Annotated in this window: 25 protein-coding genes and 3 tRNA genes; 8 read left to right on the plus strand and 20 right to left on the minus strand. The window is 63.6% G+C overall.

Features of this window, described 5'->3' with window-relative positions:
• The first annotated feature begins 115 nt into the window (after nt 1-115).
• On the plus strand, nt 116-391 hold the full coding sequence (locus BUS12_RS26015; RefSeq protein WP_074300295.1) for a hypothetical protein: 276 nt from the start codon (nt 116-118) through the stop codon (nt 389-391).
• A gap of 105 nt (nt 392-496) precedes the next feature.
• Here BUS12_RS26015 and BUS12_RS26020 read toward each other — a convergent pair whose 3' ends face one another.
• The 3 genes from BUS12_RS26020 to BUS12_RS26030 all read right to left on the minus strand — a co-directional run bounded on the left by BUS12_RS26020 (nt 497) and on the right by BUS12_RS26030 (nt 3,573).
• The gene (locus tag BUS12_RS26020; protein WP_074300296.1) at nt 497-1,366 is read right to left on the minus strand and encodes an NAD-dependent epimerase/dehydratase family protein; all 870 of its coding nucleotides are present in this window, start codon (nt 1,364-1,366) and stop codon (nt 497-499) included.
• A 14-nt stretch (nt 1,367-1,380) separates the two neighbouring features.
• Nucleotides 1,381-2,271, minus strand: a complete 891-nt coding sequence (locus BUS12_RS26025; RefSeq protein WP_074300297.1) for a hypothetical protein — start codon at nt 2,269-2,271, stop codon at nt 1,381-1,383.
• Nucleotides 2,272-2,508: 237 nt separating this feature from the next.
• A complete protein-coding gene (locus BUS12_RS26030; protein ID WP_074300298.1) occupies nt 2,509-3,573 on the minus strand; it encodes a glycosyltransferase family 4 protein in 1,065 nt (354 codons plus the stop codon).
• A gap of 713 nt (nt 3,574-4,286) precedes the next feature.
• Here BUS12_RS26030 and BUS12_RS26035 point away from each other — a divergent pair.
• Entirely contained in the window at nt 4,287-6,122 is a 1,836-nt protein-coding gene (locus tag BUS12_RS26035) for an ABC transporter ATP-binding protein (RefSeq protein WP_074300299.1), read from the plus strand.
• Between the two features lie 98 nt (nt 6,123-6,220).
• Here BUS12_RS26035 and otsA read toward each other — a convergent pair whose 3' ends face one another.
• Both otsA and otsB read right to left on the minus strand, forming a co-directional pair.
• Nucleotides 6,221-7,660: an alpha,alpha-trehalose-phosphate synthase (UDP-forming) gene (otsA, locus tag BUS12_RS26040; protein WP_074300300.1), complete on the minus strand. Its 1,440-nt coding sequence runs from the start codon at nt 7,658-7,660 to the stop codon at nt 6,221-6,223.
• A gap of 55 nt (nt 7,661-7,715) precedes the next feature.
• A complete protein-coding gene (otsB, locus tag BUS12_RS26045) occupies nt 7,716-8,465 on the minus strand; it encodes a trehalose-phosphatase (RefSeq protein ID WP_074300301.1) in 750 nt (249 codons plus the stop codon).
• Between the two features lie 478 nt (nt 8,466-8,943).
• Between otsB and BUS12_RS26050 the strand changes: the two genes are divergently transcribed.
• A complete protein-coding gene (locus tag BUS12_RS26050) occupies nt 8,944-9,555 on the plus strand; it encodes an SCO family protein (RefSeq protein WP_429305294.1) in 612 nt (203 codons plus the stop codon).
• Between the two features lie 53 nt (nt 9,556-9,608).
• Nucleotides 9,609-10,070: a copper chaperone PCu(A)C gene (locus BUS12_RS26055; protein WP_074301709.1), complete on the plus strand. Its 462-nt coding sequence runs from the start codon at nt 9,609-9,611 to the stop codon at nt 10,068-10,070.
• A 76-nt stretch (nt 10,071-10,146) separates the two neighbouring features.
• On the opposite strand, the gene BUS12_RS26060 is transcribed toward BUS12_RS26055, so the two are convergent.
• The 9 genes from BUS12_RS26060 to uvrC form a co-directional block, all read right to left on the minus strand.
• Nucleotides 10,147-10,641: a GNAT family N-acetyltransferase gene (locus tag BUS12_RS26060; protein ID WP_074300302.1), complete on the minus strand. Its 495-nt coding sequence runs from the start codon at nt 10,639-10,641 to the stop codon at nt 10,147-10,149.
• Between the two features lie 115 nt (nt 10,642-10,756).
• Nucleotides 10,757-11,722, minus strand: a complete 966-nt coding sequence (locus BUS12_RS26065) for a GGDEF domain-containing protein (RefSeq protein ID WP_074300303.1) — start codon at nt 11,720-11,722, stop codon at nt 10,757-10,759.
• Between the two features lie 280 nt (nt 11,723-12,002).
• The gene (locus BUS12_RS26070; RefSeq protein ID WP_074300304.1) at nt 12,003-13,070 is read right to left on the minus strand and encodes a hypothetical protein; all 1,068 of its coding nucleotides are present in this window, start codon (nt 13,068-13,070) and stop codon (nt 12,003-12,005) included.
• A gap of 327 nt (nt 13,071-13,397) precedes the next feature.
• Nucleotides 13,398-14,147 carry a TraB/GumN family protein gene (locus BUS12_RS26075; RefSeq protein WP_074300305.1) on the minus strand — a complete coding sequence of 250 codons (750 nt, stop codon included), beginning with the start codon at nt 14,145-14,147 and terminating at the stop codon, nt 13,398-13,400.
• A 258-nt stretch (nt 14,148-14,405) separates the two neighbouring features.
• Nucleotides 14,406-14,479, minus strand: a tRNA-Cys gene (locus tag BUS12_RS26080).
• Between the two features lie 114 nt (nt 14,480-14,593).
• Nucleotides 14,594-14,669: transfer RNA gene (locus BUS12_RS26085), tRNA-Gly, on the minus strand.
• Nucleotides 14,670-14,734: 65 nt separating this feature from the next.
• A tRNA-Gly gene (locus BUS12_RS26090) sits at nt 14,735-14,810 on the minus strand.
• A gap of 158 nt (nt 14,811-14,968) precedes the next feature.
• Nucleotides 14,969-15,562: a CDP-diacylglycerol--glycerol-3-phosphate 3-phosphatidyltransferase gene (gene pgsA / locus BUS12_RS26095; RefSeq protein ID WP_074300306.1), complete on the minus strand. Its 594-nt coding sequence runs from the start codon at nt 15,560-15,562 to the stop codon at nt 14,969-14,971.
• A gap of 176 nt (nt 15,563-15,738) precedes the next feature.
• Entirely contained in the window at nt 15,739-18,024 is a 2,286-nt protein-coding gene (gene uvrC / locus BUS12_RS26100) for an excinuclease ABC subunit UvrC (protein ID WP_074300307.1), read from the minus strand.
• Between the two features lie 112 nt (nt 18,025-18,136).
• On the opposite strand from uvrC, the gene earP reads away from it, so the two are divergent.
• On the plus strand, nt 18,137-19,369 hold the full coding sequence (gene earP / locus BUS12_RS26105; RefSeq protein ID WP_083640745.1) for an elongation factor P maturation arginine rhamnosyltransferase EarP: 1,233 nt from the start codon (nt 18,137-18,139) through the stop codon (nt 19,367-19,369).
• On the opposite strand, the gene BUS12_RS38415 is transcribed toward earP, so the two are convergent.
• The gene (locus tag BUS12_RS38415) at nt 19,361-19,588 is read right to left on the minus strand and encodes a hypothetical protein (RefSeq protein WP_143788466.1); all 228 of its coding nucleotides are present in this window, start codon (nt 19,586-19,588) and stop codon (nt 19,361-19,363) included. The genes earP and BUS12_RS38415 overlap by 9 nt on opposite strands.
• A 34-nt stretch (nt 19,589-19,622) precedes the next feature.
• On the opposite strand from BUS12_RS38415, the gene efp reads away from it, so the two are divergent.
• The 3 genes from efp to BUS12_RS26120 all read left to right on the plus strand — a co-directional run bounded on the left by efp (nt 19,623) and on the right by BUS12_RS26120 (nt 22,167).
• On the plus strand, nt 19,623-20,180 hold the full coding sequence (gene efp / locus BUS12_RS26110) for an elongation factor P (RefSeq protein WP_074300308.1): 558 nt from the start codon (nt 19,623-19,625) through the stop codon (nt 20,178-20,180).
• 286 nt (nt 20,181-20,466) lie between these two features.
• A complete protein-coding gene (locus tag BUS12_RS26115; protein ID WP_074300309.1) occupies nt 20,467-20,670 on the plus strand; it encodes a CsbD family protein in 204 nt (67 codons plus the stop codon).
• A gap of 114 nt (nt 20,671-20,784) precedes the next feature.
• Complete coding sequence (locus BUS12_RS26120; protein WP_074300310.1) at nt 20,785-22,167, plus strand: sigma-54-dependent transcriptional regulator; 1,383 nt, start codon at nt 20,785-20,787, stop codon at nt 22,165-22,167.
• A 96-nt stretch (nt 22,168-22,263) separates the two neighbouring features.
• On the opposite strand, the gene nagZ is transcribed toward BUS12_RS26120, so the two are convergent.
• Genes nagZ through era form a run of 5 tightly spaced genes read right to left on the minus strand, consistent with a single transcriptional unit; the run spans nt 22,264 to nt 26,298 of the window.
• Entirely contained in the window at nt 22,264-23,292 is a 1,029-nt protein-coding gene (gene nagZ, locus BUS12_RS26125) for a beta-N-acetylhexosaminidase (RefSeq protein ID WP_074300311.1), read from the minus strand.
• A gap of 56 nt (nt 23,293-23,348) precedes the next feature.
• A complete protein-coding gene (gene acpS / locus BUS12_RS26130) occupies nt 23,349-23,759 on the minus strand; it encodes a holo-ACP synthase (protein ID WP_074301711.1) in 411 nt (136 codons plus the stop codon).
• A gap of 19 nt (nt 23,760-23,778) precedes the next feature.
• Nucleotides 23,779-24,543 (minus strand): pyridoxine 5'-phosphate synthase, encoded by a 765-nt coding sequence (pdxJ, locus tag BUS12_RS26135; protein ID WP_074300312.1) that lies wholly within the window; start codon nt 24,541-24,543, stop codon nt 23,779-23,781.
• Complete coding sequence (gene recO / locus BUS12_RS26140) at nt 24,540-25,412, minus strand: DNA repair protein RecO (protein ID WP_074300313.1); 873 nt, start codon at nt 25,410-25,412, stop codon at nt 24,540-24,542. Before recO ends, pdxJ begins: the two co-directional genes overlap by 4 nt.
• Nucleotides 25,399-26,298, minus strand: a complete 900-nt coding sequence (gene era, locus BUS12_RS26145; protein ID WP_074300314.1) for a GTPase Era — start codon at nt 26,296-26,298, stop codon at nt 25,399-25,401. The genes recO and era overlap by 14 nt, the downstream gene beginning before the upstream one ends.
• Nucleotides 26,299-26,334 lie beyond the last annotated feature (36 nt).

Below are 26,334 nucleotides of genomic sequence, written 5' to 3' on the forward strand. Positions count from 1 at the left end.
AAGCTTTATTCCGGCAGCGGCGCGGTCAACAAGCAGCACTGCGCCGCCGTCTCCGGTTAGCGGAGCGCCGCCGGACTCACAAGACATTTATTTAACGCACATTGGAGTGAATCTCATGAACCGCCATCTCATCACCGCCCTTCTGATCGCCGCAAGCGCCGCTGTGGCCGCCCCCGCATTTGCCAGCAGCGGCTACGGCCCTGCTCCGTCGTATAACCCGATCGCCGGCGCCCCGGCGTCGCAGCGCGGCCAGAGCGCGCAGACCGTCGCCGCCGAGCAGGCCGCGTACGGCGCGAATGGCAATGCGTATGGTGGCGTGGCGAGTGGGCTGTCGGACTCGGGCAGCCGCGTTCAGAGTCTGAATGTGCAAACGCCCTTTGCGCATCACTAAGCAGTCCCTTCGATTGGGCCGCTCACCTGGATCCGGTCAAGGCCGCGCGAATCGATGCCGCGCGTTCCCAACCGGACCGCTGTTCGGCAACGCTTTAGCAGACCGTCAGGCCTTCGGTTCCATCGGACCGGCCAGCACAAACGGGCCGCCCTGGAAGCGTTGGGTGGGATCGTCGAGGTTCGTGTCCGGCGCCTTGGGCGAGAACAGATGCTCGAACTCCACCGAACTGTCTTGCGGACGAAAACCGAGGAATGCCGCCTTCGTGTTGTCCACCCACTTGCTGCGATTGTCCGACACGCCGTACACGATCGCATGCCCCACCCGGTTGGTGAAGAGCGAACAGCGCACCAGTTCGATGAAGTCGCGATAGCTCAGATACGTCACCAGCATGCGCGGATTCTTCGGTTGCTCGAACGACGAGCCGATCCGCAGGCACACGGTCTCCAGGCCGAAGCGGTCGAAGTAGTAGCGCGACAGCGATTCGCCGAAGCACTTGGTCACGCCGTACAGGCTATCGGGACGCAAGGGCGCGTCGATATCGACCACCGAGGTCACCGGATGAAACCCCACCGCGTGATTCGAGCTCGCGTAGACGATGCGCTTCACGCCCTGCTTTTGCGCCGCCGAATACAGGTTGTAGAGACCACGAATATTCGCTTCGAGGAGATCCTCGAACGGCGCTTCGACCGAGATGCCGCCCAGGTGGATCACCGCGTCGACGCCTTCCAGCAATGCATGCACGGCCTGCGCATCGGCGAGGTCCACCACCGACGCCTCTTCATGCGCCGCCACTTCGCCAAGCGGTGCGATATCGCTGACACGCACGACATCGGCCCAGGCGGCAAGCGCGCCGCGCAACTGCCGGCCGAGGTTGCCAGCGGCGCCGGTCAACAGCAGGCGCCGGAAGGGTTTGGCGGTCGAGGCGTACTCCGGCGTGGTGGCGATGTTGTGCGTGACGGGCGTGGTGTGGGTCATAAAGTGTCCGTGGATCAGGCCTGACGCAGCGAGGTATCGAGGGCTCGCGCGGCGACGCGATCTCCCTCGCTCACGAGCGCGGCGCGAAATACCGTCTGATGGTTGTGTCCCGCAGCCGCGGGCGAGTCCCACAGCAACTCGACCTTGGGTCGCCGGTGCGGCCAACCGGCGTGCGCCGCGGCCCGCGGCGCTACTGAAGCAGAGACAGAGGCAGACGCAGAAGCCGCGGACGAACCCGCACTCGCTGCAGCCGCGGCGTCCTCCGGGCCAGGCATCGCGACCGGTGCCGCAACCGGCGCCACACCCGCATCGCCCTGCCCATCCGGCCAGCGCACCGACAGCTCACGGGCATCGTACTGACCGAGCTTGCGGCTTTCCACCCAGACGATCACCGTGCGCGTCGCCGTATCGACGGAGATCGCATAGCGGCCTATCGCGAAGCGGCGCGCCGCCACGTTGGTGCGCCACAGCGCGCGCGGACGGCAGATCCACAGCACCGCTGCATACAGCGCGGGCGCCGCCACCAGCCAGCCGTTGGTGGCGGCCACCGCATGAATCGCACGCCGGCCGCCGGCGCTCCAGACGAAGGCGCCCACCGAAAACACCGCGAACAGGAATCCGAGGAAAGCGAACAGCCGCAGCGCCTGGCGCAGCCATTGCGGCAGCGGATGAAACGGGCGCTCGGCCTGGGCGCGCGCGCCCGGCAGGAAAATCAGCAGGAACAGAAAGACGAGGTTGATACAGGCCCACGGCGACGAGGCCATCGCGGCCAACGACGCGACGAGGTCCATCTGCGACATCGAAAACAGCCATCGAGCCAGAATCACGAGACCGATGGCGCGCAACGCGAAGATCGTTCCGGCGCCAGGCGCCGCGTTCGCACGCGTCTCTTTCGTTCTCGCCAAGGCATCCTCCTGTCGTCGACGACGCCGCAGCCAAATTTGCGGCAGGGCCATTATAGGGATATTACCGAGGCGGCTCACGGTTCCTACCCCCAAAACGCCACTTTCAGACGAATCCGCGACAAATGCGCGGCGCCCATGCAACAACGCCCCGCGTGTTTGACACACGCGGGGCGTTGCTGGCGCCGGACGGCGCCGCCCGGAGGCGGCGCCGCGACAGGCTGGCGAATGCTGACGGACTTAGCTTGCGTTGACTTCGCGCAGGACCGTGCGGCGCTTCTGGCGCAGCAGCTCTTCGTACGACGCGACGTAGTTCTGGGCCATGACCTTCGACGAGAAACGCGATTCAAACGCTTTGCGCACGGTTTCGCGCGGCAGCGTATTGAGACGCTTGACGGCAGCGACCGCGCTGATTTCGTCTTCGACGACGAAGCCCGACACGCCGTTCTCGATCACTTCCGGCACCGAACCGCGCTTGAACGCGATCACCGGCGTGCCGCACGCCATGGCTTCGATCATCACCAGACCGAAGGGCTCCGGCCAGTCGATCGGGAACAGCAGCGCGTGGGCGTTGCCGAGGAATTCGGTCTTCTCTGCTTCGCTGATTTCGCCGATGTATTCGACGTGCGGCAGCGACATCAGCGGCTTGATGACTTCTTCGTAGTACGCGCGGTCAGCCTTGTCGAGCTTGGCGGCAACCTTGATCTTCATGCCGGCCTGCTCGGCGATGCGGATAGCCGTGTCGAGACGCTTTTCCGGAGAAATACGGCCGAGGAACGCGAGATAGCCCGGCTTGACGTTGGGGATCGGCTTGAGCAGGTTTTCCGGCAGGCCGTGATACACGGTCGACAGCCAGTTAGCCTGCTGCAGCGGCATGCGTTGATTGTCCGAAATGGACACCACGGGCACGTCGCTGAACGTGTTGAAGATCGGTTGCAGTTCGGGCAGGTCGAGACGGCCGTGCAGCGTGGTCAGAAACGGCACCGGCTGGCGCGCGAACAGCGAGAACGGGTAGTAGTCGATGTGGAAATGCAGCACATCGAATTCATCGGCGCGACGGCGCACTTCTTCCAGCAGCAGCATGTGCGGGGCCATCACGTCGCGGATGGTCGGGTCGAGGCGCAGCGCCTGCGGCCAGAATGCTTCGAGTTTCGCCGAGGTCTGCGAATCGCCGCTCGCGAAGAGCGTCACATCGTGTCCCTGTTCGACCAGTGCCTCGGTCAGGTAGGACACTACCCGTTCCGTTCCGCCATACAGCTTGGGAGGAACCGCCTCGTGCAACGGAGCGATTTGTGCGATTCGCATAGAGAGAACTCCTCGTAAAAAATCAGGCAAAAGTACTGCGGTTTGTTAAAAGCGACTCGCTTTGCTCGCCTGGCCAGTCGCGCCGGAGGGACCGGCACGGGCCTGTTTCTTCGAGAAATCCTGCGATGGATCGCTTGGTAAGGATGCCCAGACTGATCATCGTCACCAGGCTGTACATGTGCCATAAACGCGCATGCGTCAGACTCGTTGACAAACTGTCAGATATTTTCGTGGGACTACCGAGCACGCATTATGGGTGCCGGAAGCCCCTCCCGGGACGAAACATTTCAAACACTTTACGTTGTTACAAAGCGGAAACACTTTGCAAACCCTTGTTTTATAAGACAGTTCTACAGTAAGGGCTGGCTGTGGCGCGCGGCCGGCAAAGCGCTTTTTTGCAAATTCTTCCGCCCATGTTTCCATGCGTGCCGCTCTTCAACGCGTAGCTTCAGGTCCCCACGCGTTGAATGGCTTTTGTAATTATATCCCGAAATTATTCCGCAATCTGCATGAACGACTGCCGCCTGGCGGGGTCGAGCAAACAAGGTGTTGCGGATGCCCATCGCGAAATCAGTCGCGTCCCGTTGCCGTTCGAACACGGCGGAATGCCTTTTGCGTGTTTACAATGCGAAGCATCTGCCTTTTGTGGCGATGCGTCCCGTGGCCCATGCCGTTGCATGACATAACCTGAAACACACCGACCACACGATCAATTGGAACATCTCACCATCGCCCAGCGTAACGCCCACAACGCAAAGCTTGCGAGCTATGCGCACAGGCCGCTTGCGTTTCTTTTTCGCTATATCCGCCGCCACCCGCTCGCTCATGCGATCGTCCTGTGCAGCGTGTTCGCGGCTGTGGGTTGTGCGCTCGCCTCGCAATATGCCATCAAGCATCTGATCGACGTGCTCGGCGGAGGCCGGCATCATCCCGGCCCGCTGTGGGGCGCGTTCGCCATCCTTGTCGGCCTGATTGCCGCGGACAACCTGCTGTGGCGGGTCGGCGGCTGGGTCGCGGCGCACACCTTCGTGGCTGTCACCGGCGACCTGCGCCGCGATCTGTTCCAGTACCTGAGCGGCCACTCGCCCACGTACTACTCGGAAAAGCAGCCCGGCATGCTCGCGAGCCGCATCACGGCCACCTCGAACGCGGTCTACACGGCGGAGAACACCACCGCCTGGAACGTGCTGCCGCCGTGCATTGCCGTGCTCGGCGCCATCATCATGATCATCGCCGTCAATCCGTTGATGGCGGCGGGCCTGATGTTCTGTTCGGCGATCCTCTCCGTCGTGCTCTACAAGCTGGCCGGGCGCGGTTCGGCGCGTCATCATCACTTCGCCACCAAGGCGGCTTCGGTGGACGGCGAACTCGTCGACGTCATCAGCAACATGGGTCTGGTGCGCGCGTTCGGCATGACGATTCGCGAGCAGGCGCGCTTCGGCGCCACCGTCAAGGCCGAGATGGACGCGCGCCAGCAAAGCCTGCTCTATCTGGAGAAGCTGCGCCTGCTGCACGCGGTCATCACGGCGATGCTGTCGGCGGGTCTGCTCGGCTGGGCGCTGTGGCTCTGGGATAACGGCCGGGCCACCTCGGGCGACATCGTGCTGGTCAGCTCGCTCGGCTTCACGATCCTGCACGGCACGCGCGACCTCGCCGTCGCGCTCGTCGACGTCACGCAGCACGTCGCGCGACTCGCGGAAGCGGTACGCACGCTGCTCGAGCCGCACGGCATGCCGGACCGCTCGGACGCCGTCGAACTCGTGCCGCAAGGCGGACGCATCGACTTCGAGAGCGTGACGTTTGCGTATCCGCGCCGCCGGCCGATTCTCGATCACTTCGAACTGCATATCGAACCGGGCCAGCGGGTCGGCCTGATCGGCAAGTCGGGCGCCGGCAAGTCGACCGTGCTGTCGCTGCTACAGCGGTTCTACGAGACGCAAGGCGGCCAGATCAAGATCGACGGCCAGGACATCGCCTCGATCGCGCAGGACAGCTTGCGTCACGCTATTGCGGTCGTGCCGCAGGATATCGCCCTGTTCCACCGCACCGTCTACGAGAACATCGCCTACGGCCGCCCCGAGGCGAGCCGCGAAGAAGTGCTCGCGGCGGCGCGCGAAGCGCGCTGTTCGGACTTCATCGAAGCGATGCCGGAAGGTTACGACACGATCGTCGGCGACCGCGGCGTCAAGCTCTCGGGCGGCCAGCGGCAGCGCATCGCGATTGCGCGCGCCATCCTGAAGAACGCGCCGATCCTGCTGCTCGACGAAGCCACCTCCGCCCTCGACAGCGCCTCCGAAGAGGCCATCCAGAAAGCGCTCGACCGGCTGATGGTGGGCCGCACGGTGGTTGCCATCGCGCACCGGCTGTCGACGCTGAACAGTTTCGACCGGATCATCGTGATGAGCACGGGCAAGGTGGTCGACGACGGCACGCCCGAAGAGCTGCGCAACCGGCCCGGGCTGTATCGCGACCTGCTCTCGAAGCAGTACGGCAAAGGCGCGACGCTGCATGCCGGCGGCAAGAAGGTCGACGAGCAACACGTCGTGTGACCGTTGGTGGCGGCCACGCCTCTGCGTAAGGCTCGGCCCGAAAGTAAAAAGCCGCTTCGATTGGATTCGAAGCGGCTTTTTTTGTGCTCACCCTGCTCTCATCCAGCCAGCGGCTCGCGTACCACCGGCGCGCCTTCGCCGTCATCCTTCGCGGCCCCTGCCGCCTGCAGATCGCGCATGAAGTTATCGCGCCACACCGACACGTTGTTCTCGCGCAGTCGCACCATCATGTCTCGATAGCGGGCCTGACGTTCGGCAAGCGGCATCGACAAGGCCGTCGCCAGCGCCTCGGCCATCCCGTCGATATCCACCGGATTGACGATCAACGCGCCGTCCAGTTCCTGCGCCGCGCCCGCGAAGCGCGACAGCACCAGCACGCCCGGATCTTCCGGGTCCTGCGCCGAGACATATTCCTTGGCCACGAGGTTCATGCCGTCGCGCAACGGCGTCACATAGCCCACGTGGGCAGTCCGGAACAGCGCAGCCAGCACCGGCCGTTCGTACTGGCGATGAATGTAGAGAATCGGCGCCCAGTCCAGTTCGGCGAACCGGCCGTTGATCCGGCCCGACTCGCCTTCCAGTTGCAAACGGATGTCCTGGTAGGCATGCAGATCGGCGCGCGTCGGCGGCGCGATCTGCAGGAACGACACCTTGTTGCGCTGCGCGGGCGAATGTTCGAGCAGCCGCTCGAAGGCGCGGAAACGCTCCACCAGCCCTTTCGAATAGTCGAGCCGGTCGACGCTCATGATCAGCTTGCGCGAATGCAGCGTGGCCTTCATCGTACGCACCGGCTTACCGCGCTCGCCCGCTTTCGCGAGTTCCGCGATCTCGTCCGGATAGACGCCGATCGGATACGCCGACGCCTTCAAGGTCCGGCCGAAGGCCTGCACGACAGTCGGCCCGTCAGCCGGAATCTCGACGCTGCCGTTGGCCTCATTGACGATGTAGTCGCAGAACGCCCGCAGGTCGGGGCTGGTCTGGAAACCGAGCAGATCGAACGAGCAAAGCGCTTCGACCAGTTCGCGATGCGGCGGCACCGCCAGCAAAACCTGCGAGGCCGGAAACGGGATATGCAGAAAGAAGCCGATGCGGTTCTTGACGCCCGCCGCCCGCAAGGCCTGCGCAAACGGAATCAGGTGATAGTCGTGCACCCAGATCACGTCGTCCGGGCGCAGGAGCGGCACGAGTTGCTGGGCGAGCCACGTGTTGACGCGGCAATAGCCGCCGAAGTCATGCCGGTCGTACTGCAGCAAATCCGCGCGGTAATGGAACGCCGGCCACAAGGTGGCGTTCGAAAAACCGCGATAGTACTGGTCGTAGTCGCGCCGCATCAGCGCGATGGTGGCGAACGTCACCGGGCCGCGTTCTTCGACCTTGATCTGCGGCTGCCCCGAGGCGAGCACCTCGCCGCTCCAGCCGAACCACATGCCGCCCGTTTCCTTCAGCGCATCGTAGACGCCCACCGCCAGGCCGCCCGCCGCCGGGCCCCCTTCCGAGATCGGCGCGACCCGGTTCGATACGATAATCAGTCGACTCATGAAGCGCGATTTCCGTGCAGAAGGACGTTCGGAACGATGCGAGCGCGCGCGGACATCATGCGCCGCGCGCCGTGGTGACGACAGCCTCGAGCCAGTCGAGCAACGCGCCCACCGACTCGAGCCGCGAACGCGCAATCGTGTCGCCGGGGCCAACCTTGATCGATACACCGCCGCGCTCGTTGACGACCGCAAAGCCCTTCTCGTCGGTCAGGTCGTCGCCTGCGAAGACCGGCCGGCGGCCGGTGAACGGCGGCTCGTCCAGAAAGGCCCGCACCGCGCGCCCCTTGTCGACGTCTTTCGGCTTGATCTCGTAGACCATCTTGCCGGGCTGCAGCACATAGGCGCCCGGATAGTCGGCCACCAGCCGCTCGGTGACCTTGCGCGCCACCGGCTCGCGGTCCGGCGCGTTGCGATAATGCAGTGCCAATGCCGCGCCCTTGATCTCCAGCAGCATGCCAGGATGCTGATTGACGACCTCGGCCAGCACCTGCTCCATGCGCAGGAGCCGTTCATCATGAAAGCCGATACGCTGGGTGTCGCCGTTCGAGTCGCGCCGTTCGGCGCCATGCAGGCCGGCGATGGGCAGGTCGGGCATGCCGAGAAAGGCGTCGATACTGTCGATGCCGCGGCCCGAGACCACCGCGACGGCGCCGTTCGTCAGCCGGCGCAGCTCGGTGAGCAGGGTGATGACCTGGGGTTGCACCAGCACGCCGTCGGGCGTGGGGGCCAGTTCGACCAGCGTGCCGTCGAAATCGAAGAAAAATGCCGTCTCGCTGGGAGACAGAACAGCCGGAAGTGCTTGCATCGGTTTATCTTGCCTTTCAGCCGCTCGCAGCCGCAAAAGTGTGCGCATCTTACCGCGCATCCCGCTATTTTTCGGGAAAGTCAGGCTTAGTGCAACGACGGCATGGGAATCCGGCCGCCCGCTGCGGAAATCCTGTTCCAGATCCGCACGTTTCCGTTCCAGGCGGCCTCAGATCAGGATGCGTCAAATTGCCCCGCGATGCCGGTCCTGCGGGGCGGCGTATGACGCGCCCCAATGATTTACGATACAGTCCCAGCCACGCTGACAGGTCCGCGCGACAGCCACAGCGCCGGATTGCGCGGTGCGCAAGGCCATCTGCCAGCCGCTTTCGCCGGGCGACGCGCTGCTGCGATGCGCCCTCGCGGGGTTCCCTTTAATCGAGTCACGGATGCCTGCTTTGTTCCCCAGAATTTCGCGTCACCGGGTGCAACTGGATGGACCTGAACCGCTGCGGCAAGCGCCTCGCAAGGCACGCGCCATGCGACGCCTGCAACGCACCGCGTTGCCGGGGATGTTGGCGCTCTCCATGACGCTCGGCCTGCTCGCCGGTTGCTCGCACAAGGAAGAACCCTGGCATCTGACGAACGTGACCGGCCATCTGCCCGATCTCGACTTCTCGCTCGTCAGCGACAACGGCAAGCCCATCACCGGCGAGGCCTTCAAGGGCGACACCGCGCTCGTCTACTTCGGCTACACGCACTGTCCCGACGTTTGCCCTGAAACCATGGCGCGCCTGATGCAGGTACTCGCCAAGCTCGGCCCGGACGCGCACAACGTGCGCATCCTGTTCATCACCGTCGACCCGGCGCGCGACACGCCCGCGGCGCTGCATGACTACGTCGGTGCATTCGATGCCGAGCATGCCGTGGGGTTGACCGGCAGCGACCGGCAGATCGAAACGCTGGCGCGCAAGTATCGCGTCGCCTACCAGATGGAAAAGCGCGACCCGAACGGCAACTACGAAGTCACGCACAGCTCCGCGGTCTACGTCTTCGATGCGCAAGGCCACGCGCGTCTGCTCGGCACCGACCGCGATTCGCCCGAGGTGTTCGCCGCCGATCTGCGACGTATCATTGACGACCATTCCTAACGATGGGCGGCAAGCTGCCGCCCTACCTGCTCTTCCTTTCCGAGTCTGCGCCTATGAACCTGAAGACCCCCTCTCTCGCAGCGCTGGGCTGCGCCCTCGCCCTCTCGTTCGGTTTCGCCGGCACCGCCGAAGCGGCCGGCCCGCAGTCCATCACCGCCCAGCACGCATGGGTGCGCTGGTTGCCGAACAACCTGCCCGCAGCCGGCTACGTGACGCTCGTCAACGCGAGCGACAAGCCGATCGATCTCACCGACATTTCGAGTGACGACTACCAGGGCGCGATGTTGCATCAGACGGTCTCGAACGGCTCGACGCAGCAGATGGTGATGGTCGACAAGCTGACCGTGCCCGCGCATGGCCAGGTGGCGATCGCACCGGGTGGTTATCACATCATGCTGGAACACGCGCAGCACAAGGTGGCGCCGGGCGACACCGTGCACCTGAAGCTGCAGTTCTCGGATGGCGAGACGCTCGACACGGCGTTCGCGGTCAAGTCGCCGGCCCAGGCGAACTGACGGACTTGTCGCAGGTCGCTCACCGCAAGGCGGCGGTCAGGCAAGCGCGGCGAATCGCTTCGCCGCGCGACGGCTCTCAGGCCGCGCGCATCCAGACGTGCGGGATGCCATCCTCATCGTGGATGTCCGAAATCGGCACGAAACCGAAGGCGCCATAGAAGCCCTGCAGATGCGCCTGGGCATGCAGACGCACCGGCACGTTGGGCCATTGCTCGGCAATGTGTCCCACGGCGCGTTCGAGCATCTTGTTGCCCAAGCCGATGCCGCGAAAATCCGCGGTAGTCAGCACGCGGCCAATGCGGATGTCCGTCTCGTTCTCATCCGGCAGCAACACGCGCAGGTAACCCGCCAGTTTCGGCCGGGGCTCGCCCGGGCCGAACGCGAACAGATGCCACGCCCCGGTATCGAGACCGTCGATATCTCCGTACACGCAGTTCTGCTCGATCACGAACACCTCGCTGCGTGCGGCCAGCATGGCGTAGACCTCGGCGGTCGTCAGGTCGTCGAAGAATTTCCAGCGCCATTCGATAGGCGGATGCGGCGTGGCTGTGGAATGCTGCGGCTCGTTCATGGGGAACACGTCAAAAGGAATGCGCCCGAACGGGCGACGATGGCCGAATTATGCCGCGAATCGCGCGGGAGCATGGCAAGCCGCCCCTGCACCGCACGCGCGGCGCAGCGAGACATCAGACGCGCTGTCCCGCCTGCGCCTTCGACGCCCGCTTGTTGACGTACATCGCGGCATCGGCCGCGGCGAGCAGTTCGGCAATCGACGCATGGTCCTGCGGATCGTATTCGATCTGCCCGACGCTAAAGCGGATCTCGTAGCCGCGTTGCGCAGCCGAGTTATGTGCCGCGAGTTGCTCGTGCAGACGCCGGGTGACCGCGGCCGTCTCCGCGATGTTGGAATCGGTCAGTAGCGCCACGAATTCGTCGCCGCCCAGACGGCCGATCACGTCGCTCTCGCGCAACGCGTCGCGCAGCACTTCGGCGAAACCCACCAGGGCACGGTCGCCCTCGGCATGACCGTAGGTATCGTTGATCGCCTTGAAATCGTTCAGGTCGAAAAACAGCAACGACGCGGGCCGGCTCATGCGCTTGCAGACATTGAGCGCATGCTGCGAAAGCGCTTCGAAACCGCGCCGGTTCGACAACTGCGTCAGCGGATCGAGCGTCGCCAGTTCTTCGCCCGCCATGCGGCCGAGATCGTGCAAGAGCGCGCGGTCTTCCTCGTCGAGTCCGCGCGGCTTGACGTCGATCAGGCACAGCGTGCCCAGCTTGCTGCCGTTCGGCACGGTCAGCGGGCACCCCGCGTAGAAGCGAATGCCGGGCTCCCCCGTCACCAGCGGATTGTCCTGGAAGCGCTCGTCCATCAACGTATCGGGCACCATCAGGATGTCGTCGTGGAGGATTGCGTGCGCGCAGAACGAGACGTCGCGCGACGTTTCACTGGCATCCAGACCCACACATGATTTGAACCACTGGCGGTTTTCGTCGACGAGGCTGACAAGCGCAATCGGCACGCCGAAGATGCGCCTCGCCAGCCGGGTCAGGCGGTCGAAACGCTCTTCAGCAGGAGTATCGAGGATGCTCAGCGTCCGCAAGGTGTTCAGGCGGGTGCTCTCGTTCGCGGGAATAGGAGGGACGAGCATGTCGGATTCCGTTGAGGGTTGGCCGTGGTCATAGTGTATAGCGGCAAATCGCGCCTGAGATTGAGTGCGGTTCGGATAACGCTCTCTTGCGAACGCGCAATCTTGACCGGGCAGGACGCGTATGGTGCGACGCGGGCGCCGAACAGAAACGACAAAGCCCCGACGAATCGGGGCTTTGCGTGATCTGAAGCAATCTTTACCGGAGGCTTGGCTCCCACATTCCGAGTGCCGGGCGGCATTGGCGCCAAGTAAATATAGAGATCATGCCGGTTAAAAACGATTAAAAATTGAGCGCCGACTTGACGGATTGAAGCGCGGCGCTGTTCAGGAAAATATAGAAATTCGTCGGCGTTCCGCCTCCGGACGGTGCGACCTGAAGCGGTGTGCCGTCCTTGATCAAGGCGCCGGTATAAATGCCGCCATTGCTCTGATAGAAAACGCGGTACTCCGGGGTCGCCGTCGACAGCGCCGTGTTGGCAACCCACGCACGCACGCCGGCCACCGTTGTGATCTGGCCGGCAGCAAGCTGGTAGATCGTACCGTCCGTCGTGCTCGTGTAGGGGAAGAAATTCTCGAGCGTCGACACCGTGGTCGAACAGGGTGTGATGTTGGTACCCGTCGTTGCCGGCGCGACGCAATCGCCGACGCCCAGCGTATTGCCGACCACCTGCCTGACCACCTTCACGTACGCCGAGCCCGCCTGCCAGCTCGCCTGCAGGTTATAAAGCGATTGACCGTTGATGGAATCGGTCAGAAGGCCGAAGTCGCTGTCCGACACGAGTTCGCTCGGCGCGCCCGAGAGCAGCCCCGACAACGACACGGTCGTATAGCTGGTGCCCAGCAGGGTCTCGACAACGGTCTGGCCGTCCGTGGCGAGATAGTTCTCCTGCACGTTCGATCCCGAGTAGCTGACCTTCGCCTGATCGGGGACCGGCCTGACGAAGACCGAACCATTGACCAGATAGCGAACCGGGGTGAAAGAGGGAACCGAGAGCGTCGAAGCCACCGAGGTCTGCGTAAGCGTGACGGTCTGTGCGCCGTTCGCCGGGCTGGCGGGAATGCTGGAATTGTCGCTATAAAAATAACTGCTGGGACTGAGCGAAAGTACGCCGGTCGATGAAGTCGAAAAGCTCAGCTGTCCTGACAGATAGTGCAATCCGCCATTGCTCGCTAGCGCGATGCTTTCATAAGCCTGCTGCACGGCACTGATATTGGAGCCGCCCGAACCGTTGAACAACGGGTTCGGCGACGAACTCGAACCGCCGCCGCCACACCCGGCTGCCAGCACGGCCGACAAAGCAATGACGATTGCATGCCGCTTCCCCGAAAATCCGCCTTTATATTTCATTTGTCTTTGCTTTGTCTTTCGATTTGAATTGTTCGACTGGTTATCCCGTGATGGTCCGCCAGTCGACCCCGATTTATATTCGATGATGTGTTATGCCCCACGCCGGCGTGGCGGCCGCGCCAGCCGTGTCGCCTGAACCTAAACCTGAACCTGAACCTGAACCAGATCAGGAACATACCCGACTATGGCAGAACTGGAAATATGCCAGTTTCCGGCCATCGTCCGATAGTGGTGAAAATATCGACGCGTGGAAAATTGGCTGATTGATGAGGGTGTGTGATATTCGAGCCGGGGCAATGGATCTTCGTGTCGGTGCGCAAACGTTAATCAATCAGTCAAAGGAACAGGCTCTACCGGATGCTGCAGACGCTCGATCAGATTGTCGGGCCCACATAAATGCAACGCGCCCACCACCACGAGCGTGCGCGCCGGACTATCCAACGCTTCCCGCACGCGCGGCGCCCAGGCAAGATTACGTGCGTCGAGGATCGCGCTGCGAATGCCGGGCAGTGTGAACATCGGCGATTCGGCCGCCACGTCATAGACGCCCTGAAGATCGCGCTGCAGCCAGGCGGCCTGCATGCGCTCCAGCGTACGCTGAGGCTCGGTCAGATCGGCGAGCAGCAATTCGAGTCCGGTGCAGATGGCCGACAATGGGATCGACTCGAGCGATGCCACCACTTCATCGGCCGTCTCCAGAAAGCGGTACGGTTTCGCTTGCGCCGCGGCTTCTCTCAGCATCCTCGGTTCGACGCCTTCGACCACGCGCTGGCAAAGCGTCGGCGCGACCATCATCGCAGCCCACGGGCGCAGTTCGCCGAGCGGCGCCAATACGCCTGCGGAAGGCCATGTTGCGTCAAGGCGGCGCCACACTTCAGGCGGCAGCAGATGCTCGAGAGATTGACCGCCTTGCCGCTTCAGAAACGGCAAGATGGACTGCGCATCGGATTCGAAGACGAGCGTTTCCGCCCAGTCGAACGCTTGCGAGACCCACGCAGGCGTGCGCGGACTGGCGGCGGAAAACAGATGCATCGAGCCAAGCAACCGGACCTGGGTGCCGGTGAGCTGTAAGTACATGGATGGGGGTCTGCGGGTTCGGGAGATGACTGACAGTATTTCATACGCGGTGGGCGAGGCGTTGGTTGATGCATGCTCGCTGCGTTGCTGTTTCGCTGACAGGCTGTGCGTCCTGCTGCCGGAGATTCGCAACCGTGCATGTGCTTGCTTTGCTGCGCGCCCTTGCATGCCGCTCACACGGTGCAAGCGTTGCACTTCGAAGAAACCCCGCGCCGAAAAAAGAAAAGCCCCGACAAGTCGGGGCTTTTCTTTAACTGCTGGAGGCGCGAGCCGGAGTCGAACCGGCCTAAACGGCTTTGCAGGCCGCTGCATAACCGATTTGCTATCGCGCCATAAGCGGACTGCTGAACCGTCGCAACAAGTTGCGTGTACAACGGGTTCGCAGATTTGTTCGATGGCCGGTTAGTCCACCAAACAAAAAGGGAAGCGTTGCTTCCCCGAATGTCTGGAGCGGGAGACGAGTCTCGAACTCGCGACCTCAACCTTGGCAAGGTTGCGCTCTACCAACTGAGCTACTCCCGCATGGTCCTGCTATACAACGTTTTGCTACTGTCACACTTGCCACACAAAACGCTGCTTCAAAAATTTGGAGCGGGAGACGAGTCTCGAACTCGCGACCTCAACCTTGGCAAGGTTGCGCTCTACCAACTGAGCTACTCCCGCGTTTTGCTGCTGCTTTTTTTGCTGCTACTTTTCACTGCTTGACTACCGTACTGCGCCCCGGTGTTCAGAACTGCTCGCATCGGAGAAACGAGATTATGTATAAAGCGCTGAAACGTGTCAACCCCTTTCACACGGGTCTTTAACGGAACAGTTTTCGCTCACACGATCCCGCCCCGTTCACGAATCTGCGGCCACGCAAGCTTCATGTAGTAGAGCATCGACCAGATCGTCAGGAACGCGGCCAGCAAGATGAGCCACATGCCCCACACGCGCGTATCGATCGTCACGCCCGGCGCGATCGGCACCGGACCATAGAGCAGCAGCATCGGAATCGCGATCATCTGGCAGGTGGTCTTGAACTTGCCCAACGAATTCACCGCCACACTCTTCGAGGCGCCGATCTGCGCCATCCATTCGCGCAACGCCGAAATCGCGATCTCGCGGCCTACGATCACCAGCGCAATCGCCGAATCGAGCCGCGTCAGTTGCACCAGCACCAGCAGCGCCGCCGTCACCATCAGCTTGTCGGCCACCGGATCGAGGAACGCGCCGAACGCGGAGGTCTGGTTCCATTTGCGGGCCAGGTAGCCGTCGAACCAGTCGGTCAGCGCCGCGAGGATGAATACCGTCGCGGCCGCGAGATTGCGGTGCGCGGGGCTCATCATCATGTCGGGCAAATAAAACACGCCGACGACGAGCGGAATCAGAACAATCCGCAGCCACGTCAGGAAAATCGGGAAATTAAACGGCATGGGCAGGCGCAGCGTCTGACAAGGGAGTTGCAATTGTGCCGTGTCATAAGGCCTGCCACAAGCAAACAGGCCGCAAACCGGGGCGAACAGGACGCAAACTGACGGCAAGGTGGCGCGCGGGCGGCATTTCGCTGTCAAGGCGCGGCCAACGTGGGCCACGCCGGCCTCAAACGCAATCAGTGCAACTGCCGATAGATCTGCTCGGCCAGCGAACGGGAAATCCCTTCGACACTGGCAAGATCGTCGACGCTCGCCGCCACCACGCCGCGCAGTCCGCCAAAGCGCGCAAGCAGGCGCTGACGGCGCTTTGCGCCCACGCCTTCGAGTTCTTCGAGGCGCGAGGTTTGCCGCGTCTTGCCGCGCTTCGCACGCATGCCGGTGATGGCGAAACGGTGCGCCTCGTCGCGAATCTGCGCGACCAGCATCAAGGCCGCGCTCTCCTTGCCGAGTTCGAGCGGCGCGCGGCCGTCCGCGAAGATCAGTGTTTCGAGACCGACCTTGCGCCCCTCGCCCTTCGCCACGCCGACCAGCATGCCGCAATCGAGACCCACTTCGGTGAACACCTGGCGCGCGATCTCCACCTGGCCTTTGCCGCCGTCGATCAGCACGATATTCGGCAATAGACCGCCCGCGGCCGGCTCGGGCGCATCGACCGCGAGCGCGGGGTCGAGCGCCAGCGACGGATCGGACGCGGGTTGCTCGATCGCCTGCTCGGCGGCGTTCGCCGCGGCCTGTGCGACCATCTTTTCATAGCGGCGCGTGAGCACCTGGCGCATGGCGGCGTAATCGTCGCCCGGCGTGATGCCCGTGATGTTGTAGCGCCGGTACTCCGACGACTGCATCTTGTGATGGTGATAGACCACGCACGACGCCTGGGTCGCCTCGCCCATCGTATGGCTGATGTCGAAGCATTCGATGCGCAGATGCGCGAGGTCGTCGCACTCGAGACCGAGCGTGTCGGCGAGCGAACGCGTGCGCGATTGCTGCGAGCCCTGTTCCGAGAGCAGCCGCGCGAGTGCGAGCCGCGCGTTCTGCTCGGCCATCGCCAGCCACGCGCGCTTTTGCCCCTGGGGCTGGCGCAACACGGTGACCTTATGACCCGCCTGCTCGATCAGCAGGTCGACCAGTTCCCGGTTGGACGGCGCGTGACTCACGACCAGCACCGGCGGCACACGATTGCCGAGGTAGTGTTGTGCGATGAAGGCTTCGAGGACTTCCGATTCGATACCGGTTACGCGGCGGCGCGCAGGTTTGCGGGAGCTTGTCGACGCGGCTTCGTCTGTTTCATCGGCTTCGCCGGAAGCGGACTCGTCGACGGCATCGTCAGCGGACGCATCCACTTCGTCCAATGCTTCGTCATCTACGCCATCCACGTCATCCGTCTCAGGCGGCAACTCCTGCGCAATCGCCAGCGCATCCGCCGTGTGATCGGCATCCGTTGCGGCAGCCCTGCGCTTCGCCGCCACACTCGCCAACGACGCCTCCTCTGCCACCCTCAGCCCTTGCGCGACCACCGCCTTCAGCACGCCTTGCGCATCGGCATCGCCGTCGTCCAGACCGCCCTCGTCCGCAGTCAACGCGCTTTCCACGTGCGACGGGAAATAAGCCTTGTCGCCCAGATGTCGGCCGCCGCGCACCATCGCCAGGTTCACGCACACGCGTCCGCCGAGCGCGACCACCGCGAGAATGTCGACGTCGCTGTCGCTGCCCACTTCGATGGCCTGCTGATGCAGCACCGTCGACAGCGAGCTCATCTGGTTGCGCACCGCCGCCGCCTGCTCGAACTTCAGCTCGGCGGCGAACGCGTGCATCTTCTCCTCGAGCTCGCTCATCACTTCGCTTTGCCGGCCGAGCAGAAAACGCGAGGCATTGGCGACGTCGCGCGCGTAATCCTCCTCGTTGATCGCGCCGACGCACGGCGCCGTGCAGCGGCCAATCTGATGCAGCAGACAAGGCCGCGTACGGTTGTTGAACACCGAGTCTTCGCAGGTACGCAACTGGAACACGCGCTGCAGGATCTGGATGCTCTCGCGCACGGCCCACGCGCTCGGGAACGGTCCGAAGTACTGGTTCTTGCGATCCACCGAACCGCGGTAGTAAGCCATGCGCGGAAATGTGTGGCCGGTCAGCTTCAGGTACGGGTACGACTTGTCGTCGCGAAACAGGATGTTGTAGCGCGGCGCGAGCGCCTTGATCAGATTGTTTTCGAGCAGCAGCGCCTCAGCCTCGGAACGCGTGACCGTGGTCTCGATGCGGACAATCCGCGTCACCATCATCGCAATACGCGGCGACAGCAGCGTCTTCGTGAAGTAGCTCGAGACGCGCTTTTTCAGATCGCGCGCCTTGCCCACGTACAGCACGGCCCCCTGCGCGTCGTAATAACGATAGACGCCGGGCAGATGCGGCAACTGGGCGAGCACCTTCTTTGGCTCGAATGCTTCGGAAGCTTCAGAATCGGTCATGCAGAATCGGGCTGAGCCCCGCGTCTGGATTCACGCGGAGAGTGGGGTGAGTGCTTTAGAATCGCCAGTTTAGAACATTCCGCACGCGTCCGAGACCCGGATGCCGGCCACCATGTCCTCCGCGCGCCCTTCCGCCCCGCCGCCGCATCCCGTTTCGCCCGCCACGCCGTCCCCGACGGCACCTTCGGAGACGAGCGGCGCCATCGCCTGCGACCTGTTTTGCGCCGTCATCGACAACTTCGGCGATATCGGCGTCTGCTGGCGTCTCGCGCGTCAACTGACGAGCGAGCACGGCTGGCAGGTGCGCATCTTCGTCGACGATCTGCACGCGTTCCAGAAGCTCTGCCCCGCGCTCGCCGTCGACCGCAGCCGCCAGGCGGTGAGCGGCATCGTCATCGAACACTGGCGCGAACCGGCACACGCGGGCGACACGCTCGAAGTGGCGGACGTCGTGATCGAAGCGTTCGGCTGCGAACTGCCGCACGTCTACGTCGCGGCGATGGCGCGCCGCGAGCGCGCCCCGGTATGGCTGAACCTGGAATACCTGAGCGCCGAAGACTGGGTTGCGGACTTTCATCTGCGCCAGTCGCCGCACCCGCGTTATCCGCTCACGAAGACATTCTTCTTCCCGGGCCTCGGTGCAGGCACCGGCGGCGTGCTGAAGGAACACCATCTGGACGCCGCACGCGCCGCCTTCGAAGCGTCGCCGCAAGCACGCGACGCCTGGTGGCGTCACACGACCGGCCAGCCGGCGCCCACTCCGGACGCCACCGTCATTTCGCTGTTCGCCTATGAAAACCCCGCGGTCGACAGCCTGCTCGAACAATGGCGCGACGGCCCGGACCCTGTGGTGCTGCTGGTGCCGGAAGGGCGGATTTCGGGTGCGCTCGCGCGCTTTTTCGGCCTGCCGTCGTTCGCGGCGGGTTCGCATGCCGAACGCGGCAAGCTGCGCGCTCACGCGCTGGCCTTCACCGACCAGCCCGGCTACGACGCGCTGCTATGGGCCAGCCACCTCAACTTCGTGCGGGGCGAAGACTCTTTTGTGCGGGCCCAATGGGCGGCCCGCCCATTCGTCTGGCATATCTATCCGCAGGCCGACGACGCCCACCTGCCGAAGCTCGACGCCGCCCTCGCCCACTACGCCGATTCCCTGCCCGCCGAGTCACGCGCAGCGCTGGCGCGCTTCTGGCACGCCTGGAACGGCGTCGGCCAGCCGGACTGGGCCGATTTTCAGCGCCATCGCGCGGTTTTCGAGCGGCGCGCGGTGCAATGGGCGCAGGAGCTGGCGGCCCTTGGCGACCTCGCCGGAAATCTGGCCGTATTCGCAAAAAGTCAGTTAAAATAAGCGGTTATCCAACGGCCGACGACGCAAGCGCGGCACGATGGCGGCGGCGAACCCCGGCACCGGAAGGTGCTTCTTCACGGAAACCGGGTCGTCCTCGCGCATCGGCGCCACTCGTGTACGCGCCCGCTCCGGGTAAAACAGGTTATCGGAAGGTGACGAGCCGCGGGCAAACAGCAGCAACAGGTGCCTTACCCGCTTGCGCCGTATGCCGTTGAGCACAGTTGAAGCTACTTATTTCGTACAGGACAGTTTTATGAAGACCGCACAGGAACTCCGCACCGGCAACGTCGTGATGATCGGCGCAGACGCGATGGTCGTGCAAAAGGCCGAATACAACAAATCGGGCCGTAACTCCGCCGTCGTCAAGATGAAGTTCAAGAACCTGCTGACCGGCGCAGGCATGGAAACGGTGTACAAGGCCGACGACAAGTTCGACGTCGTTCTGCTGGACCGCAAGGAAGTGACCTACTCGTACTTCGCTGACCCGATGTACGTATTCATGGACGCCGACTACAACCAGTTCGAAGTCGAAGCCGAAATGATGGGCGACGCGCTGAACTACCTCGAAGACGGCATGGCTTGCGAAGTCGTGTTCTACAACGAGAAGGCTATTTCGGTCGAACTGCCGACCACCCTGGTCCGCGAAATCATCTACACGGAACCGGCTGTCAAGGGCGACACGTCGTCGGGCAAGGTGCTGAAGACCGCCAAGCTGCAAACCGGCTACGAACTGCAAGTGCCGCTCTTCTGCAACATCGGCGACAAGATCGAAATCGACACGCGTACTCACGAGTACCGCAGCCGCGCTTAAAAGCAACCAAGCGCCGCCCTGCAAGGCCGTCCCCGCGACTCGCGGGAAGCGCGGCCGAATTAAAAAGCGCCCCTTTGGGCGCTTTTTCTTTTTTCCGCGACCGTGTATGGTTGAGGAAAACTTTACCGGTACTGTTTTCGATTTTTCCAATCCCAATGCATTCTGGGCGCCTTCACGGGCGACAAACCATTGATAAGCTTAAGTAATTGCTAATGGCACGCTCCCTGCTAATAGAAGAATATCGGCCTCCCAAGGCCTTTCTTCTTTCTCACTACGGAGATGCGCTATGAATAACGACATCGCTGAAGGCAAGTGGAAGCAGATTATCGGCAAAGCGAAAACCGCGTGGGGCGAACTGACGGACGACGAGTTGACGAAGGCCGAAGGTCGCGCCGACAAGCTCGCCGGGCTGATTCAGGAGCGCTACGGCAAGACTCGCGAAGAAGCCGTGCGTGAAGTGAACCGCTTTTTCGATATGTACCGGGACTAACACCGCGCGTGGCGCCGTATTCCGCAAGGAACAGCGCCCGGCCAACGCACCCCGCACGGCGTCAGATTCATGGCGCCAGGACGGGGTCTCCATCCACCTAAAATTGCGCTCGCCATGCCACACGCCCTGATTGTCGAAGACGATCCCAATAGCCTGTCAGGCCTGTCCGCGATCCTCGCAGCCGACGGCTTTTCGGTCGACACCGCGACGACGCTCGCCGAAGCGCGCGCGGCGCTGACGCGCTTCATCCCCGACGTCGTGCTGGTCGACCTGAACCTGCCTGACGGCAGCGGCCTCGACCTGCTCCAGCATCTGCCTGCGCAACCGCCCGGCGGCGCCCTGCCCGTCATCGTGATGACCGGCAATGCCACCGTCGAAAGCGCCATTGAAGGTCTGCGGCACGGCATCTGGGATTATCTGCTCAAGCCCGTCAACATTCCGCGCCTACGCAGCCTGCTCGCACGCATTCCGCGTCCGTACGAGCTGACCGAAGAAGTTCAGACCCTGCGCGCGACCTTGCGCCAGTTGGGCCGCTTCGGGCCCATGCTCGGCAGAAGCGGCGCGATCCAGCACGTGTACGACCTGATCGAACACAACGCGCCCACCGAGGCCGCCGTGCTGATCTCCGGCGAAGCCGGCACCGGCAAGGAAGTCACCGCGCGTACGCTGCACGAGATGAGCCGGCGCCGCAAAGGGCCGTTCGTGACGTTCGATTGCCGTTCGGCGGCCCAGCTCGCCGCGAACCGCTCGCTCGACAGCGTCCTGTTCGGCCACGAACGCGGCGCGTTCAACGGCGCCGAGCAACGCGAACAGGGCCTGTTCGAACAGGCGAGCGGCGGCACGCTCTTTATCGACGAAATCGCCGAATTGCCGCGCCCGCAACAGGAAGCGCTCTTGCGGGCCCTCGATTCGCAGACCTTCATGCGGGTCGGCGGCACCCATCAGGTAGTCACGGATTTCCGGCTGATCGCGTCGACCCGCAAGTCGCCGCGCGCGGCGGTGGCCGATGGCAGCCTTCACGAAGATCTCGCGCTGCGCCTCGACGCAGCGGCCGTGGCGCTGCCGCCGCTGCGCGAACGCGGCGACGATGCCGCGCTGTTTGCGCAGGCGCTGGTCGACGAGCTGAATCGCGAGGCGAGCGCTCGCGGCATCACCGATGCGACCAAGCAGGTCGGGCCGAATTTCCTGCGCGAGTGCCTCTCGTATGAATGGCCGGGCAATGTGCGCGAATTGCAGGAACGCGTGCGGCGCGCCTATCAGGCCTCGGGCGACGTGCTCGAAACATTGCGCGCCGACGAGGCCGGTTCGGCCGGCGGCCGCGACCTGAACGGCAGCCGCGTGCAGGTGACGGTCGGTACGCCGCTCGCGGATGTGGAGGAGATGCTGATCCGCGCGACGCTCGATGCTGTCGGCGGTACGCGGCACCGCGCCGCGTCGCTGCTGGGGATCAGTCCCAAGACGCTCTACAACAAGCTGCAGCGGATGCGTCTGAACTGAGCGGGCGAAGCCTAAAAAAAACGGCCGAAGGCGGTGCGATAGCGCCGCCTTCGGCCGTTTTACTTCGCGCTGCGTGTTGAGTACTCAGGCGAGTACTCAGGCAAACGCGCTGCGCAACAGCGCCTGAGCCTGCAGATACTCGGGCTCGGCCACCAGCTTGCTCCACTTGAGCGCCTTGCCGCGCGGGCGCATCCGCTTGAGGCGCGCCTGCGATTCCTTCGACGGCGCGAAGCGCAACGCGTCGAGCACCTTCTCCGCTTCCTCAGGCTGATTGCAGATCAGCACCATGTCGCATCCCGCGTGCAGGGCCGCGCTCGCCGCTTCGGTCAGCGTGCCGCCCTGGCGCGCGGCCTCCATCGACAGGTCGTCGCTGAAGATGGCGCCCGGGAAACGCAGCTTGCCGCGCAACACGTCTTCCAGCCAGACCTTCGAGAAACCGGCCGGCCTGGAATCGACCTGCGAATAGATCACATGCGCAGGGATCACCGATGCCAGCGCGAGGCCAAGCCAGTCATACGGGGCGACGTCGTCGCGCAGAATCGCCTCGAGCGGACGATCGTCCACCGGCATCGCAACATGCGAGTCCGCAGTGGCGAAACCGTGTCCGGGAAAATGCTTGCCGCAATTGGCCATGCCCGCCAGCGCGAGACCGTGATTCAGACTCTTCGCGAGCATCGCCACCACGCGCGGATCGCGATGGAATGCGCGGTCGCCGATCACCTGCGACTGGCCGTAGTTCAGATCGAGCACCGGCGTAAAGCTCATGTCGATCCCGCAGGCACGCAATTCGGCGGCGAGGATATAGCCCACCGCCGTGGTGACCTTGGTGGCGTGCAGCACATCCGAGTCCCACAGCGCGCCGAGCTTGCCCATGGCCGGCAGCACCGTGAAACCGTCGGTACGGAAGCGCTGCACGCGGCCGCCTTCGTGATCGACAGCGATCAGCAGGTCTTCGCGTACCGCGCGGATCGCATCGGTCAGCGCAATCAGTTGCGCACGGTTCTCGTAGTGACGCGCGAACAGGATCACGCCGCCGGTCATCGGATGCGCGAGACGGCGCTTGTCGTCGTCGCTCAGCGTTTTGCCGACCACGTCGAGCATCACCGGTCCGGGATTGGTTTTCATCGAATTCCGCAAGAAAAAGAAGAAGGCACGGGTTGCCGACCCCGCGCCGGGATAAGTCAGGGGGCAGCAGGGTCCGCCGTCTCGGCGATCACGAACGACACGGCATAGTCGTGCTCGTCGCTGATCGTGACCCGGGCGGTGATGCCGCGAGCGGTCAGCCATTCGGCCAGTTCGCCCGAGGCGACCACCATCGGCTTGCCGCTCGCTTCATTGAGCGTCTGCAGCGCACGCCAGGTCATCGGCCAGCGCATGCCGAGTCCGATCGCTTTAGAGAACGCTTCCTTCGCCGAAAAACGGGTGGCGAGAAACGCGAGTCCACGCACGGCCGAGCGGGCCTGGCGCGCGTGATAGATCTTCAGCTCGTCCGGGCCGAGCACCTTCTCGGCGAAGCGCCCGTTGGTGCGGGTCATCACCGCCGCCACGCGGCTCACCTGGACGATATCGGTGCCGATGCCGTAGATTGCCATGCGTAACGACGCGGCGGCGTTAAGCGCGCGCCGCGAGACGCGCGGCAACCATGATCGCCTTCATCTCGCGCACGGCGTTATCCCAGCCGGCGAAAATCGCATGCGCGACGATCGCGTGGCCGATATTCAGCTCGACAATGCCGTCGATCGCCGCGATCTGCTGGACGTTCGTGTAGTGCAGGCCGTGGCCCGCGTTCACCTTGATGCCGAGCGACAGGCCGAATTCGACGCTGCGCACCACGCGCTCATACTCGCGCTGTTGTTCGGCCGGATCGTGCGCTTCGGCATAGCGGCCGGTGTGCAGCTCGATCACCGGCGCGCCGGCTTCGTGCGCGGCGCGGATCTGCGTTTCGTCCGGATCGATGAAGAGCGACACGCGCGAGCCCACCTCAGCGAGTTGCTTGCAGGCGGCGCGTACGGCTTCGAACTGGCCGGCGACATCGAGTCCGCCTTCCGTCGTCAGCTCTTCGCGCTTTTCCGGCACGAGGCAGACATCATGCGGTTTCACTTCACAAGCGATGTCGAGCATCTCCTGCGTGACCGCGCATTCGAGGTTCATGCGCGTCTTAAGCAACGGACGCAGCGTGCGCACGTCGGCGTCGACGATATGCCGGCGGTCCTCGCGCAGATGCAGCGTGATCGCATCGGCGCCGGCCGCTTCGGCGTCGAGCGCCGCGCGGATCGGGTCCGGATAGGACGTGCCGCGCGCATTGCGCAGCGTAGCGACGTGATCGATATTCACGCCCAGGTCGATCACATTAGGCGACGTAAGAAAGAAGCTCATAAGTTCTGCAAGTCGATCAGGATCTGGCGCGTCGCGAGCGGCGTGCCGCCAAGGTAAGTGTTGAGCAGAAAGCGCATCAGCGTCTTGCTTTGCGCCACGGTCTGAGGACGATGGTAATCGTCCGCTTCCATATCGAGCAAGGTCTGACCGGCAATCACCGGCCATTGCGCGGGCAGATCGTCGGAGGCGTCACGCACGCCGCGCTCGGGATCGAACACGTAGCGGCCTTCCGCCACGACCGCCTTGCGCGCCACCGTCCGGTTCAGCGCCATGGCGTAGCCGGTCTCGCGCAGCAGCACGCGCTCGAACGAACGCAGCACCTGCACGGCCGGCTCATCATGCGCGAGACGTGCGAGTGTGACCACGTAGTGTTGAAAGAGTTGCGGATGGGGATCTTCGCGACCGCAGAACTTGACCAGCAGTTCGTTGACGTAGAACCCGCACAGGAGCGCGTCGCCGGCGAGCGGCAGCATGCCGCCTACCCACTCGGCGCCGGTCAGCGTGCGCAATTCGGATTTGCCGGACCACGAAAGCGCGAGCGGCTGGAAGGTTTGCAGCACGCCGCGCAAGGCGGAGTGCGGGCGCTTGGCGCCTTTCGCCACCAGGGCGAGGCGGCCATGATCGCGCGTCAGGACGTCGATGATCAGACTGGTCTCGCGATGCGGATAGCTATGCAGCACGAAAGCCGGCTGTTCGGTGATCTTGTACTCGGAGCCGGAACTGCGCGACGGCCGGCGCGCGGGCGCCTTGCGCGCTTCGCCGGACTTCGCTGCGCGAGCCTTCGATGGCTCGCGCGCCGGCGCGTCCGGCTCGGCGTCGTCCGGTTCAGCGTCGGGTTGCAGCGTCATCCATGCGTCATTCGTACCCATACGCACGGAGTCCGGCTTCGTTGTCCGCCCAGCCACTCTTCACCTTGATGAAGGTTTCCAGATACACCGGACCGTCGAACAGCTTTTCCATGTCGAGGCGTGCTTCGGTGCTGATCTGCTTCAGCTTGGCGCCCTTCTGGCCGATGATCATTGCCTTGTGCATGTCGCGCTCCACCATGATGGTGGCGAAAATGCGGCGCAGACGCCCTTCCGTTTCGAACTTGTCGATCAGCACCGTGCTGGTGTACGGCAGTTCGTCGCCGGTCCAGCGGAAGACTTTTTCGCGCAGGATTTCGGCGGCGAGAAAGCGCTCGCTGCGGTCGGTCAGATCGTCTTCGCCGTAGATCGGCGCACCTTCCGGCAGGAACGGCTTGACGGTCGCCATCAGGCGCTTGATGTCGTCCAGATTCTTGGCGGACAGCGGCACGATCTCGTTGAACTGGCGCAGCGCACTCACCTGCTGCATGAACGGAAACAGCGAATCCTTATCCGAGACGCGATCGAGCTTGTTGGCGATCAGCAGCGTCGGTACCGACGGCGGGATCAGGTCGAGCACTTTCTGATCGTCCGGACCGAAGCGGCCTGCTTCAATCACGAACAGGATCGCGTCGACCGAGGTCAGCGTCGAGGTGACCGCGCGATTGAGCGAGCGGTTCAGCGCGCCACTGTGCTTGGTCTGAAAACCCGGTGTGTCGACGAAAATGTACTGCGCGTCTTCGAGTGTATGAATGCCGGTGATGCGATGGCGCGTGGTCTGCGCCTTGCGCGACGTGATGCTGACTTTCTGGCCGACCAGCGCGTTCATCAGCGTGGACTTGCCGACGTTGGGGCGGCCGACGATCGCGACCATGCCGCAGCGAAAACCAGTGGGGGTGGAAGCGTTCATATTAGGCTACGGCAAGTTCGTGAGGACGCGCGACGA

It is taken from the genome of Paraburkholderia phenazinium, from assembly GCF_900142845.1.
Taxonomy (GTDB): Bacteria; Pseudomonadota; Gammaproteobacteria; order Burkholderiales; family Burkholderiaceae; genus Paraburkholderia; species Paraburkholderia phenazinium_A.